10 protein-coding genes are annotated in these 12656 nt (G+C 69.7%); 6 read left to right on the top strand and 4 right to left on the bottom strand.

Annotation, left to right across the window (positions count from 1 at the left end; all coding sequences use genetic code 11):
• Positions 1-228: 228 nt before the first annotated feature.
• Positions 229-2244 (top strand): PhoX family protein, encoded by a 2016-nt coding sequence (locus H507_RS0103780; RefSeq protein WP_026377729.1) that lies wholly within the window; start codon positions 229-231, stop codon positions 2242-2244.
• 274 nt (positions 2245-2518) lie between these two features.
• On the opposite strand, the gene H507_RS0103775 is transcribed toward H507_RS0103780, so the two are convergent.
• From H507_RS0103775 to H507_RS0103760, 4 genes are all read right to left on the bottom strand, one after another.
• Complete coding sequence (locus tag H507_RS0103775) at positions 2519-2881, bottom strand: biotin/lipoyl-containing protein (protein WP_022909392.1); 363 nt, start codon at positions 2879-2881, stop codon at positions 2519-2521.
• A 26-nt stretch (positions 2882-2907) separates the two neighbouring features.
• Entirely contained in the window at positions 2908-3231 is a 324-nt protein-coding gene (locus H507_RS17165) for a hypothetical protein (RefSeq protein WP_051139622.1), read from the bottom strand.
• Positions 3232-3244: 13 nt separating this feature from the next.
• Entirely contained in the window at positions 3245-4792 is a 1548-nt protein-coding gene (locus tag H507_RS0103765; RefSeq protein ID WP_022909390.1) for an acyl-CoA carboxylase subunit beta, read from the bottom strand.
• A gap of 64 nt (positions 4793-4856) precedes the next feature.
• Entirely contained in the window at positions 4857-6350 is a 1494-nt protein-coding gene (locus H507_RS0103760; RefSeq protein ID WP_022909389.1) for a methylmalonyl-CoA carboxytransferase subunit 5S, read from the bottom strand.
• A 118-nt stretch (positions 6351-6468) separates the two neighbouring features.
• On the opposite strand from H507_RS0103760, the gene H507_RS0103755 reads away from it, so the two are divergent.
• The 5 genes from H507_RS0103755 (at position 6469) to H507_RS0103735 (ending at position 12492) form a co-directional block, all read left to right on the top strand.
• On the top strand, positions 6469-7176 hold the full coding sequence (locus tag H507_RS0103755) for an N-acetylmannosamine-6-phosphate 2-epimerase (protein ID WP_022909388.1): 708 nt from the start codon (positions 6469-6471) through the stop codon (positions 7174-7176).
• Between the two features lie 177 nt (positions 7177-7353).
• Positions 7354-9012, top strand: coding sequence for a S8 family serine peptidase (locus tag H507_RS14545; protein WP_022909387.1), 1659 nt, complete (start codon positions 7354-7356; stop codon positions 9010-9012).
• On the top strand, positions 9009-9578 hold the full coding sequence (locus H507_RS14540) for an RNA polymerase sigma factor (protein WP_022909386.1): 570 nt from the start codon (positions 9009-9011) through the stop codon (positions 9576-9578). Before H507_RS14545 ends, H507_RS14540 begins: the two co-directional genes overlap by 4 nt.
• Positions 9579-9582: 4 nt before the next feature.
• On the top strand, positions 9583-10065 hold the full coding sequence (locus H507_RS17160) for a hypothetical protein (protein ID WP_022909385.1): 483 nt from the start codon (positions 9583-9585) through the stop codon (positions 10063-10065).
• A complete protein-coding gene (locus tag H507_RS0103735) occupies positions 10066-12492 on the top strand; it encodes a CHAT domain-containing protein (protein ID WP_022909384.1) in 2427 nt (808 codons plus the stop codon).
• Positions 12493-12656 lie beyond the last annotated feature (164 nt).

Below are 12656 nucleotides of genomic sequence, written 5' to 3'. Positions count from 1 at the left end.
GCCGCCACAGCACACGATCCGCACGATTGGCCGGCGGCACCTTCCGCGGTCATGGGCAACCGCTCTTTTCGCAAGACGCAGCGCATGTATTGAGCACCCCACCCAATGGTCACCGGGAGTTCACCCCAGCGCCGCTGCCCGGGCCATTGCGCTGCCTAGGTTCAGGAGCACCCGCCCCAGGCGGTGCCGGGCCGTTCGTCGGCCGACATCACACCGAAGGGAACCTTGATGCGTTCACTCCTGCCCCTGCTGACCCGCTCCCACGAGGGCGGACGCACGGCCATGACCTGCCACTACAAGTGTGGCGACGCCTGCTCCAAGCCTGACGCCAACACCTCCTCCAACCCCTACTTCGGCGACGTCGTCGCCGCCTCGGTGTCGCGTCGCAGCGCGCTCGCCGGCTTGGTCGGCCTGGGTGTCGCCGGCATCGCCGCCCCCGCCTTCGCCCAGAGCCACGGCCACGGCAACGGCAACGGCAACGGCTCAGGGAAGCCCAGCCCCCATGCCCAGCGCGGGGCCGCGCTGGTGATCGACAGGTTCACCGGTATCGCTCCCCAGCCCGCCACCACTGACGCCCTGGTCGTGCCCGCGGGTTGGCGCTGGGAACCGGTCATCGCCTGGGGCGACGCTGTGCTGCCCGGCGCGCCCGCCTTCGACTTCGACAACCAGACCGCCGACGCACAGCTGAAGCAGTTCGGCTACAACAATGACTACCTCGCGATCCTGTCGCGTGGCGCCACGCAGGCGACCTTGGTCTCGAACCACGAGTACACCGACGACGAGTTGATGTTCCGCGACATCTCGAGCTCGGCCGACCTGACCACCGACCAGTTGCGCACCATCATGGCCGCCCATGGCATGACGGTGGTCGAGGTCGAGCGCGGCAATCCCATGAAGACCTGGAAGCCGGTCGTCTCGGGCAAGCGCAACCGTCGCATCCACACCCACAGCGAGTTCAGGCTGACCGGCCCCGCCGCAGGGCACGCGCTTCTGGTCACTGCCGCTGATCCCTCGGGCACCAGGGTGCTGGGGACGCTCAACAACTGCGCCGGCGGGGTCACCCCGTGGGGCACCGTGCTGTCGGGCGAGGAGAACGTCGACCAGTACTTCAATGCCACCGGTGCACCGGCAGACCAACTGGAGACCCTGGCCCGGTACACCGTCACCTCGGGTGGACGGGGCTGGGAACGCGCCGATGACCGCTTCGCCGTGGCCGTCGAACCGCACGAACCGCACCGCTTCAACTGGGTGGTCGAGATCGACCCCGATGACCCGACGTCCACCCCGCGCAAGCACACGGCGCTGGGGCGCTTCAAGCACGAGGGTGCAGCTGTCGCCGTCGATCCCGACGGCACCGTGGTCGTCTACTCCGGTGACGACTCCCGCTTCGAGTACGTCTACAAGTTCGTGTCATCGAAGAAGTTCGACGGCTCGGGAAGCCCCCGGGCCAAGGCCCACAACCTGACCCTGCTCGAGGAGGGTGACCTATACGTCGCCTCGTTCACCGGTGACGGAGCTGCGGACGGGGAGCACGACGGCATCGGCACCTGGTTGCCGCTGGTCGTCGGTGGGGAATCGAAGGTGGCCGGCATGTCTGCAGCCGAGGTGCTCGTCTTCAGCCGGATCGCCGCCGACAAGGTGGGCGCGACGGCCATGGACCGCCCCGAGGACGTCGAGGTGAGCCCCGTCAACAACCGGCTCTACATGGTGATGACCAACAACACCAAGCGAGTCCCGAGCCAGGTCGACGAGGTCAACCCGCGGGCCAACAACAAGCACGGCCACATCGTCGAGCTGACGCCGGGCAACGGCCGCCACGGGACCGCCACGTTCACCTGGAAGCTGGTGCTGATCGCCGGGAACCCGGACGATCCCAGCACCTACTTCGATGGCTACGACAAGTCGGCAGTGACCCCGATCAGCTGCCCCGACAACGTCACCTTCGACAAGGCCGGGAACCTGTGGATCGCCACCGACGGCCAGCCCGGGACCCTGAACCACTGCGATGGTCTCTTCGTCATGCCGGTCGCAGGACCCGAGAAGGGCAAGCTCCGCCAGTTCCTGTCGGTTCCCTTCGGCGCCGAGACCTGCGGTCCCTGGATCATGGACGACGAGTTTTCGCTGCTGGTGGCGGTGCAGCACCCCGGTGAGGTCGACGGGGCCAGCCCAGACAACGTCGCCTCGAGGTTCCCCTACACCGGCAGCCAGCCGCGTCCGGCCGTGGTGCAGGCCATCCTGGCCTGACCGGTCGCGCCCCGACGGCACAGCCGCCGACTCGCGACCCGCAAACAGGGCGACCCTCAACCAGGGCGACCCGCAAAAAAGGCGACCCCGCGCAGTACGTGCGCGGGGTCGTTCCTCGTCCATGTGGCAGAAGACTGGCCCCGAGACGACCGCAGCACGCTCCCTTGCGGTCAACAGCCGTTGCTCTCGAGACCAGTCCGAAGGCAGGCCGTGCCAGACAACACGACCGACCCGGGTGCATCCGTCCGCCAGATGCACCGACTGTGGGGCTGTGTCAGGCCAGCCGGATCAGGGCCTGCCCACCCTGCACGGCGTCCCCGGCCGCGACCATCACCCGGTCGACGGTGCCGGCCTGGGGTGCGGTGATCTCGGTCTCCATCTTCATGGCCTCGAGCACCAGCAGCACGGCGCCTGCCTCGATCGCGTCACCCTCCTTCACCAGCACCCGGGCCACCGACCCGGCCAGCGGTGCCACGACCGCATTGGCGCTGGCGGCAGGCACCGAGGCGGTGGTGGGCATCTGCGCCCCGGTCGAACCGCCACCGATCACGATGGGGCCGAGCGTGGGACGCTCCTCCTCCTCGACCTCGACGTCGACCAGGTACTCGGTTCCGTTGATCGTCACCTTGAGCTTCATCAGTTGTCTCCCGTTTTCAAGGGTTGTCAGCGGCGCCCGACCGAGCGGTCGTGGATGCGGGTGCGGGTTTCGGATGCCCAGCGATGTTCGCCGGACAGGTGGATGGCGCGGACCTTTGCCTTGTGGCCCAGGAACGCTGCGACGGCTGCACTGATCGCCATCACGACGTCGTCGGGCAACGTCTGCATGGCCTCGGCCTGCTGTGCCTTGAGGTGGGCGACGTCGCCCTCGAGCGAGGCGATTCGTCCGTTCAGCTCGAGCAGCAGGGCCTTCAGTTCGGACAGTTCGACCTGGTCCGAGGCAAGGTGGCCACCCGTCCCAGTGGGGCTCATGCCAGCTGTGTCAGTCATGTCAGGCTCCTGGTCAGGCCGGGCCGAGGCCGTGCTTCTTGGCCGGACGAAGTTCGCGCTTGTTGACCAGCTGCGCCAGCGCTGTGGCGATCTGGTACCGGGTCTCGGCCGGGTCGATGATGTCGTCGACCAGGCCGTGGGCGGCCGCCATGTAGGGCGACGAGAAGGTGCTGCGGTACTCCTCGACGAGTTCGGCGCGACGAGCCTTGGGGTCGTCGGCCTCGGCGATCTCCTTCTTGAAGACCACCGCGGCGGCACCGTCGGCACCCATCACGGCGATCTCAGCGGTGGGCCACGCGAACACGCGGTCGGCGCCCAGGTCCTTGGAGCACATCGCCAGGTAGGAGCCCCCGTAGGCCTTGCGCATCACGACGGTGATCTTCGGCACGGTGGCGGCGGAGTAGGCGTAGAGCATCTTGGCGCCGTGGCGGATGATGCCGCCCGTCTCCTGGGCGACACCGGGCAGGAAGCCGGGCACGTCGACGAGGTTCACGACAGGGATGTTGAACGCGTTGCAGAAGCGGATGAACTTCGAGCCCTTGTCGGAGGAGTTGATGTCGAGCACACCCGACATCACCGAGGGCTGGTTCGCGATGAAGCCGACGCTCTGGCCCACGATGCGTCCGAAACCGACCACCAGGTTGGCGGCGAAACCGGCCTGCACCTCGAGGAAGTCCTCACGGTCGACGATGTGGCGGATCACCTCACGCACGTCGTAGCCCTTGCGGGAGTCGTCGGGGATGATGTCGCGCAGGGCGGGCTGGGGGTCGACGCCATCGTCCGGGTCGACGACCGGGGGCTCCTCGGAGTTGTTCTGCGGCAGGAAGCTGAGCAGCTTCTTGGCGATCATGATCGCCTGCTCGTCGTCGTCGGCCACGAACGAGACCACGCCTGATGCCATCTGCGCATCGGCACCGCCCAGGGCGTCGGCGGTGACCTCCTCGCCGGTGACCTGCTTGATGACGTTGGGGCCCGTGATGAACATGTGGGCCTTGCGGGTCTGGATGATGAAGTCCGTCAGCGCCGGTGAGTAGGCGGCACCACCAGCGCAGGGGCCGGCGATGATTGAGATCTGCGGCACCGCACCCGACAGCAGCACGTTGGCGTAGAAGACCTGCCCGTATCCCGACAGGGAGTCGATGCCCTCCTGCACCCGCGCGCCACCCGAGTCGTTGATGAAGACGAAGGGCGCGCCGTTCTTGAGCGACTCGCGCAGCGCCTGGGCGACCTTGATCGAGTGGGTCTCACCTGCCGAACCACCGGCGACGGTGAAGTCCTGGCTGGCGACGTTGACCGGTCGACCGAGCACGGCACCCGAACCGGTGACCACCCCGTCGGCCGGCATGTCTGCGGTGTCCATGCCGAACGCGGTGGTGCGGTTGCGACGGAAGGCTCCGATCTCCTGGAAGCTGCCCCGGTCGAGCAGGGCGTCGATCCGCTCGCGTGCGGTCAGCTTGCCCTGCGCGCGCTGCTTGTCGAGGCGGGCCTTGCCGCCGCCGAGCGCAACCTGGGCTCGGTGTTCGTCCAGCTGGGTGAGCAGCTTGGCCATCGTGTCAGCCATCGTCGTCCCTTCGAGGTGGAGAGGTGGGTCGAATTGGGGAGGTGGGCGGGTGGGACGAGCGGCCTCAGGCCGGCTCGACCTTGATCGCGTGGGTGCGACCGGCGAGGGTCACGTTGTAGGTGATCGGGCCGCGCACTGCCTTGGACGAGGTGTCGGCCGCGGCCTTCTCGTTGGCCAACTGCTCGGTGGTCTTGCCGACGCTCTTGGGGCCGTCTGCGCGGGTGCTGAAGAACTTCGGTGCGACCCCGGGGAACATGGCGTTGGTGAGCACGTCCTCCTCGGAGCCGTTGAAACCGGGCAGCGCCTCGGCATCGGCGTGCAGCTTCTCCCACTCGGGCTCGAGCAGGTTGGCCGGGCGCTCGGTGATGGGTTCCTTCTTGGTCTGCGCGTGTGCGATCTCGACCACCTCGGGGTTGCGCTCGCCCATGCACTCGCCGTAGTACCCGAGCATCAGGTCGGCGAACTCGCCGGTCATCACCTTGTAGCGGCCCATCAGCACGTTGAACACGGCCTGGGTGCCGACGATCTGGCTCGAGGGGGTGACCAGGGGCGGGTAGCCGGCGTCCTTCTTGACCACCGGAACCTCGGCCATCACCTCGCGGATGCGGTCACCGGCTCCCTGGGCGCGCAGCTGTGACTCCATGTTCGAGAGCATGCCGCCGGGGATCTGGGACGAGAAGATGTCGGTGTCGACCAGGGTCGCCGACTCGAATTCCGCGTACTTGGGACGAACCGCAGCGAAGTGGTCGCGGATCTTCTCGAGGCGGGCCATGTCGAGCCCGGTGGTGTATTCGGTGCCCTCCAGCATCTCGACCAGGGACTCGGTGGGGTTGTGTCCGGGGCCGAGGCTCATCGACGAGATGGCGGTGTCGACCACGTCGGCACCGGCCTCGATGGCCTTCATCAGGCTGACCAGGGTGACACCAGTCGTGGCGTGGCAGTGCACGTTGACCTGCACGTCGCCGTAGGTCTCCTTGATACCGCGGACGATGTCGTAGGCCGGCTGTGGCTTGAGCAGTGCCGCCATGTCCTTCAGCGCGATCGACTCGGCGCCCATGTCGATCAGCTGGCCGGCGAGCTTCACGTAGCCCTCGACGGTGTGCAGCGGACTGATCGTGTAGCAGATGGTGCCCTGGGCGTGCTTGCCGGTCTTCGTGACCGCCCTCATCGCCCGCTCCATGTTGCGGGGGTCGTTCAGCGCGTCGAAGACACGGAAGACGTCCATGCCGTTCTCGGCGGACTTCTGCACGAAGGTGTCGACCACCATGTCTTCGTAGTGGCGGTAACCGAGCAGGTTCTGCCCGCGCAGCAGCATCTGCAGGCGCGAGTTGGGCAGCAACTCGCGGAAGGTGCGCAGCCGCTCCCACGGGTCCTCGTTGAGGAACCGGATGCAGGAGTCGAAGGTGGCCCCGCCCCAGCACTCCACCGACCAGTAACCGGCGGCATCGATGTCTGCACAGGCGTCGACCATGTCCTCCATGGCCATCCGGGTCGCCATCAGGCTCTGGTGGGCATCACGCAACGCGACCTCGGTCACGCCGATCTTTCGCTGGCTCATGGCTTCACCCTACGAAGCGGGCGGGGCTCTGGTGGGGGTGGGGTGGCGATTGCTCCCCGGACGCACGTGCTATGCGTGCGTCACCCCGGCCGGGCATCGTCCGTGTCATGCTCGCGGAGTGCCCCCTCCCACTGCCGCCCCTCGCCGGCACCCCCTGCTCGCCGGCCTTGAGGGCAGCCTGATCGTCTCGTGCCAGGCCTACCCCGGCGAACCCATGCGTCATCCCGAGACCATGGCCCAGATGGCGGCTGGCGTGGAACGGGGCGGAGCCAGCGCCGTCCGCGCCCAGGGGATTCGTGACATCGAACTGGTGAAGCAGTCGGTCGCGGTGCCGGTCATCGGCATCTGGAAGGACGGCCATGACGGGGTCTTCATCACGCCCACCCTTGCGCACGCCGTCGCCGTGGCTGATGCCGGCGCCGACATCGTGGCGCTCGACGGTACCCAGCGGCCTCGTCCCGACGGCCTCTCGCTCGGCGAGACCATCCGCCGGCTCCACCAGCACACCGACGCACCGGTGATGGCCGACTGCGACTCCCTCGAGGCCGGTCTGGCCGCCGCCGAGGCCGGGGCCGAGATCATCGGGACCACCCTGGCCGGGTACACGGGTGCTCGTCCGACGACCGACGGGCCTGACCTCGACCTGCTGGTGCAGCTGGTCCAGGCCCTCCCCGACCACGTGGTGGTGGCCGAGGGACGAGTCCACACCACCGAGCAGGCCCGGCAGTGTCGCCGGGCCGGGGCGTTCGCCGTGGTGGTGGGTACGGCCATCACCCATCCCACCTCGATCACCGGCTGGTTCAACGAGGCGGTCCGCGGCGCCTGAGGGCCGTCCCACCCGGGCAACGACAGGGCCTTCCGTTGAGTGCCTCCAAGGTGTGGAATGGGTGCTGTGGCCGACCCCATCGGCCCACGTCGTCGTCACCCGCACCGGGATGTATCAGGAGCACCACCGCACTCCTCCTCACCAGCAACGAACCCTGCGACTCCACCGGAGGAACCCGTGCCCGCCTCGTTGCCCCGACTGATCGATCCCCTCACCTCGGCCCCGCTCCCGTCGGGGGCACCGCCGCACCCGACGGTTCACCTCGGGGACGTGTTGCTGGTGCGTGGGTTGCCGGGTCTGGCGCAGGACGCACCGCTGGCCCTGCTCGAGCAGGTCGCGGCCGAGCACGGGTTGCGGGTCGAGCCCGAGAACTTCGTGGCCGACCGGCGGGTGCCCGCTTCCGAGACCGGCGCGCCGAACGACGCCGCCCGGGGACCGTTCGTCCGAGGAATCGGTGAGGGCATCGCCGGACGACTGCGCGACCTGACGCACTCACGACGGTCCGCACCGCGGGGCGCGGAGGTGCTGGCCACGCTCACCAAGAACCACGCGGAACAGCTGGATCGGTGCTGGGTGACCCGGGTGCGTCTGGTGTCCGACTCCGCCCCGGTGGACGCGTGGCCCATCCTGCAGGAGGCCCGTCGGCGCGACCCCCAGGTGGCCCGGGGCTTGGCCCTCGACCACCTGATGCAGGCTTCCTCGCCCGACTACCAGGGCATGCCCTACTACGTCTCGATGCCGTACTACGTGTCGATGCCCTATTACGTCTCGATGCCGTACTACGTGTCGATGCCCGCCGGTGCTCCCCCCGCCGCCCAGTACAGCCAGCCGGGTAGCGGCGGACGAGCACCCGTCTCGGTCGTGCTCCCCGACCCGGCGTTGCGCCGCCGCAGCCTCAGACGGCACCCACTGGTCGTGGTGCCCGACACCGCTCTGGGCAGCCACGCATGGTTCACCGACCCGGCCTTCGCCACCGACGAGGTGCACGCGTTGGGGTTGCGGCTCGGGCTGGGCGGCGACGTGCCCAACGTGCCACCCCCGCCCCCGCGGGACAGGCTGGACGGCTCGGTTCCGTCCGACGCTGGTCACGCCACGTTCATCACCGGCATCATCCGCCAACTGTGCCCCGAGGCAAGGGTGCAGGTGGTGCCCCTGCTCGACGACGCCGGCCGCATGCCGGAGGGGGTGCTCATCCAGGTGCTGTCGCTGCTGCTCGTCCGCCACCTCGACGCCCTCGACCACGGGCCCGACGACGACATCATCGACGTGCTCTCGCTCTCGTTGGGCTACTACCACGAGGACCCCAGCGACCTGCTCGAGGACGCCCCGCTGCGCCAGGTGCTCGACCAGTTCGGACGAGCGGGCGTCGCCGTCGTGACCTCGGCGGGCAACCAGTCGACCACCGAACCCCTGTTCCCGGCCGCATTCGCACCGCCGCCGGGCACGGTGCTCGATCCCGGGCAGGTTCCGATGGCCTGCGTGGCGGCGCTCAACCCCGACCGGTCGACCGTGGCCTACTTCAGCAACGCCGGCCCCTGGGTCAGTGCCCACCGGTCGGGGGCGGCCCTGGTCAGCACCGTGCCGCAGACCCTGGACGGCGAGTTGCAAGCAGCGGCCGGACTGAGCGACGGGCCCCTGCGCCGATCCACCATCGACCCGGAGAACTTCGCCGGCGGGTTCGCCACCTGGTCGGGCACCTCCTTCGCAGGTCCCGTGCTGGCCGGCGAGATCGCGGCCTGTCTCGCCGCTGACGACTCACTGGCCGAACGCGGCTGCGACCACCAGCTGAGGCGTGGTTGGTCGGCCATCGAACAGACGGTGGGGTGGAAGCCATGACCGCCACCGTGCCCAGCACCTCGCTCGCCGATGCGGCGGCCGCGGCGTTCCGCGACCACCTCGCGGGACGTCCCGAACGGATGGGTGACCTGGTCGACCTGGTCACCCCCGCCCTGTGGGCCGTGGCGCGATCGGCGGGGCTCTCGCCGGCCGAGGCCGAGGACACCGTGCAGAACGCGTGGCTCAAGCTGGTGCAGTCGTCCGCCTCGATCCGAGACCCGCAGACCGTGTTGGCCTGGCTGCTCACCACGGTGCGTCGGGACGCCTGGCGCGCTCGCCGCCAGCAGCGCGCCACCGCCCCCGAACCCGAGTTCCTGGTGGCCACCGACGACCCCGAGAACGAGGCCGTCGAGCGTGACACCGGCCGCACCCTGTGGGGACACGTGCAACGGCTCAGCCCGCGCTGCCAGGCCCTGCTGCGGGTGGTCGCCCACGCCCAGACACCCGACTACGCCGGCATCTCCGCAGCCCTCGGCATGCCCGTGGGCTCGATCGGTCCCACCCGCGGCCGTTGCCTGGCAGCACTGCGCACCTCATTGGCCGCCGATCCCAGCTGGAGTTGGTGACGACATGCCCGAGACCATTCCCGTGCCCGGCGCGGACGCTCCCCTCACCGACGACGACCTGCTGCTGTTGACCCGCCTGCAGGCCGCGCAGGAGGCCAACGACCCCATGCCCGAGGGCATGCTCGAGCGCATCCACTTCCGCATCGCCCTGCAGGCCATGGAGGCCGAACTCGCGACCATCGCCGACCAGGACCTCGCGTTCGCCCGGGGCGGGTCGACGAAGGCCGACACCATCACCTTCACCAGTTCGACGATCAGCCTGACGGTGATGATCGCGGAGGAGGACACCGTCGTCCGGATCGACGGCTGGGTCACCGGAGGTGGCCTGCAGATCGACCTGGTCGGCGACTTCGGCACCTGGCCGCGCACCTCGGACGCCACCGGCCGGATGGTGTGGACCGACGTTCCCCACGGCAGCATCCATTTCCTCATCCACCCCGGTCGCGCCGGTGCGCGACTGGTGGCCACCCCCGTCGTCGAGGTGTGAGTGGACGACGCCGACCGGCTCTACGAGCAGGCCCGCGTGGCCCTCACCGAGCACCGCACCGACGAGGCGGCGGTGCTGCTGCAGCGCGCGGTGGCCGCGTGCCCGCCCTGGGCCGTGGAGTTGGGGCTTCGCATTCGCATCTCCCAGGCCTGGGTGGGTTTCGAGAGGGACGGCCCGACACCGGCCCGACAAGCCCTGACGGCCGTGGTGGCCGACGCCCAGCGGACAAGACTGCCAGCCGTGGAGGCGTCGGCGCGAAGCCAGATCGGCATCCTGCTCGCTCGCTCCGGTGACCTACCGGGGGCATGGCGGGCCCTGCACAGGGTCGACGCAGCAGCCCTGCCACCCGCCGACCGGATGAGGGTGCTGCTCAACCGGGGGACGATCGCCTCGCAGGTGGCCCGCTACCCCGAGGCCGTCGCCGACCTCACCTCGGCTGCCGACCTCGCTCGGGCCGAAGGTCTCGCCCCGCTGGAGTTCATGGCCCGCCACAACCTCGGTTGGGTGCAGTTCCTCAGGGGCGACACCCCTGCCGCGCTGGCCGCGATGCAGGCCGCCGACGAGATGCCGGTCGACATGGACCGGTCGGTGCTGCGGCTGGATCGGGCCAAGGTGCTGCTCGAGTCGGGGCTGCTCGCCGATGCCCGTGACGGACTCTCCGAGACCAGGCAGCACGCCGAGGGTGACCAGCTGCTGGCAGAGATCGACCTGGCGCTGGCCCAGTGCCACCTGCTGCTGGGCGACCACGAGGCCGGCCACGCTGCCGCCCAGAGCGCCGCGGTCGCGTTCGGGGCACGTGACGAGGGATTCTGGGAGCGACGGGCCCGGCTGCTGGCCATCGCCTCTCGTCCCAGTCTTGAGGCAGCACTGGCCCTGCGCACGACGGCACGGGAGTTGGACGACCCGCAGATCGCGCGCCAGTCCGCCGAGGTGGCCCTGCGCGCGCCCCTGCCCAACCCGGGCGTGGTGGCGGTCGGGACGCCACTCGGCCGCGACCTGGCCCGTGACCTGTCGGCACTGGCCAGGGGGCCCGCCCTGTCACAGCAGACCTCGGCACGACTGGGGCAGGCGCGCCAATGGGTGGCGAGCGGTCGCCCCGAGAAGGCCAGGGAAGTGCTACGGGCAGCCAGCCGCCGGTTGGTCAGGGCGCAACTGGGCCTTGCCAGCATCGACCTGCGCACGGCCCTGGCGGTGCACGGGGAGGCGGCGGCCCAACTCGACCTCGATCTCGCGGCCGAGCGGGGCCCGGTCGCACTGCTCGAGGTCAGCGAGCGGTGGCGCGCGGCGACCCGTGGCACCCCCCAGCAACGCCCCGCCGACGACCCCGAACTGGCCCGTATGGCCTCCCAGCTGAGGGTGTTGCGCTCCGGACTGCAGCCCGGCGACCGGGAGATGGTCCGCCAGATCGCGGAGCTGGAGCGGGGCCTGCGCGAGCACACCTGGATGCGGGTGCAGCAACTTCCCGACCAGGTCACCCCCCTCAGCCACGCCCAGCTCCGGCGGGCCGCGATCGAGCGCGACGCGACCCTGGTGGTCGCCGTACGCCGGGGGGACGATTTGGCGGCGATCGTGGTGTCATCGTCGCCGACGCGCCTGGTCGAGCTGGGATCTGCCAGCCGGGCCGTCGAGCTGGTCGACGCCACCCGGGCCGACCTGTCGGCCCACGCCCGACTGGGAGCGTCACACCCCTTGTCGGGGCCGGTACGGGCCTCCCTGGAAGCGCGCCTGGGGCAACTCGCGGCGCAGGTGGTCGAGCCCTTGGGCAGCATCGCTGGTCCCCTGGTGATCGTCCCCTCGCGTGTGCTGTCGGGTCTTCCCTGGGGAGCACTGCCGCCGTGGGTCGGGCGCCCGGTCACCGTCGCGCCGACCGCGTCGTCGTGGGCCCTGACCCAGCGCGAGGTCGTTGCCCCTCGGGTGGCGTGCGTGGTCGGTCCTGAACTGCCCGCTGCTCCCGCCGAAGCCGCGGCGGTGCAGCGTCACTGGCCGGGCACCCCCGTGACCGGACTGGTGAGAGCCCTCACCGACGCCGACGTGGCCCACGTGGCAGCCCACGGGGAGCATCGTGGTGACAACCCCCTGTTCTCGAACCTGCTCACCTCCGAAGGCCCGGTCTGGGCCCACGAGCTCGAGGGGGCTGCCATCCGGGCCAGCCACGTCGTGCTGTCCGCCTGCGAGGTCGGACGGGCCACCCATCGTCCCGGCGACCAGCCGCTCGGGTTCACCCACACACTGCTCAGTTGCGGCGTCAGCTGCGTGGTGGCGCCGGTGGCACCGATCCCCGATGCACTGGCAGCACAGGTGATGGACGACTACCACGCCCTGTTGGCCGACGGCCACGACTCCGCCAGCGCCCTCGCCCAAGCGACCGCGATCAGCCCGGCCGCGGGCGCCTGGACCTGCTTCGGGTCGACCTGGCGCGCGAGCTGAGGGCTCCGCCCTTCACCGCACTCTCATTCACGGGATTCATCGGGCGAAGAGCACCTTTCGCGATCATGGTTCCCCGAAGCCAGCCGGCGACGAATCGATCGGTCCCAGGATTCAACGCAACACTTCCCTGCGCACGTATCACCATGCCCGCGCTGCGCCTCTTG

Origin of the sequence: Aestuariimicrobium kwangyangense DSM 21549 (assembly GCF_000421525.1) — a bacterium.
GTDB classification, from domain to species: Bacteria; Actinomycetota; Actinomycetes; order Propionibacteriales; family Propionibacteriaceae; genus Aestuariimicrobium; species Aestuariimicrobium kwangyangense.
Note: the sequence above shows the minus strand (reverse complement) of the source record. Positions and strands in the feature narration are given on the sequence as shown.

Coding starts and splice junctions, on each gene's coding strand:
- H507_RS0103780 (WP_026377729.1), top strand. CDS start 229: ATGCGTTCACTCCTGCCCCTGCTGACCCGCTCCCACGAGGGCGGACGC.
- H507_RS17165 (WP_051139622.1), bottom strand. CDS start 3,231: ATGACTGACACAGCTGGCATGAGCCCCACTGGGACGGGTGGCCACCTT.
- H507_RS0103760 (WP_022909389.1), bottom strand. CDS start 6,350: ATGAGCCAGCGAAAGATCGGCGTGACCGAGGTCGCGTTGCGTGATGCC.
- H507_RS14540 (WP_022909386.1), top strand. CDS start 9,009: ATGACCGCCACCGTGCCCAGCACCTCGCTCGCCGATGCGGCGGCCGCG.
- H507_RS17160 (WP_022909385.1), top strand. CDS start 9,583: ATGCCCGAGACCATTCCCGTGCCCGGCGCGGACGCTCCCCTCACCGAC.
- H507_RS0103765 (WP_022909390.1), bottom strand. CDS start 4,792: ATGGCTGACACGATGGCCAAGCTGCTCACCCAGCTGGACGAACACCGA.
- H507_RS0103775 (WP_022909392.1), bottom strand. CDS start 2,881: ATGAAGCTCAAGGTGACGATCAACGGAACCGAGTACCTGGTCGACGTC.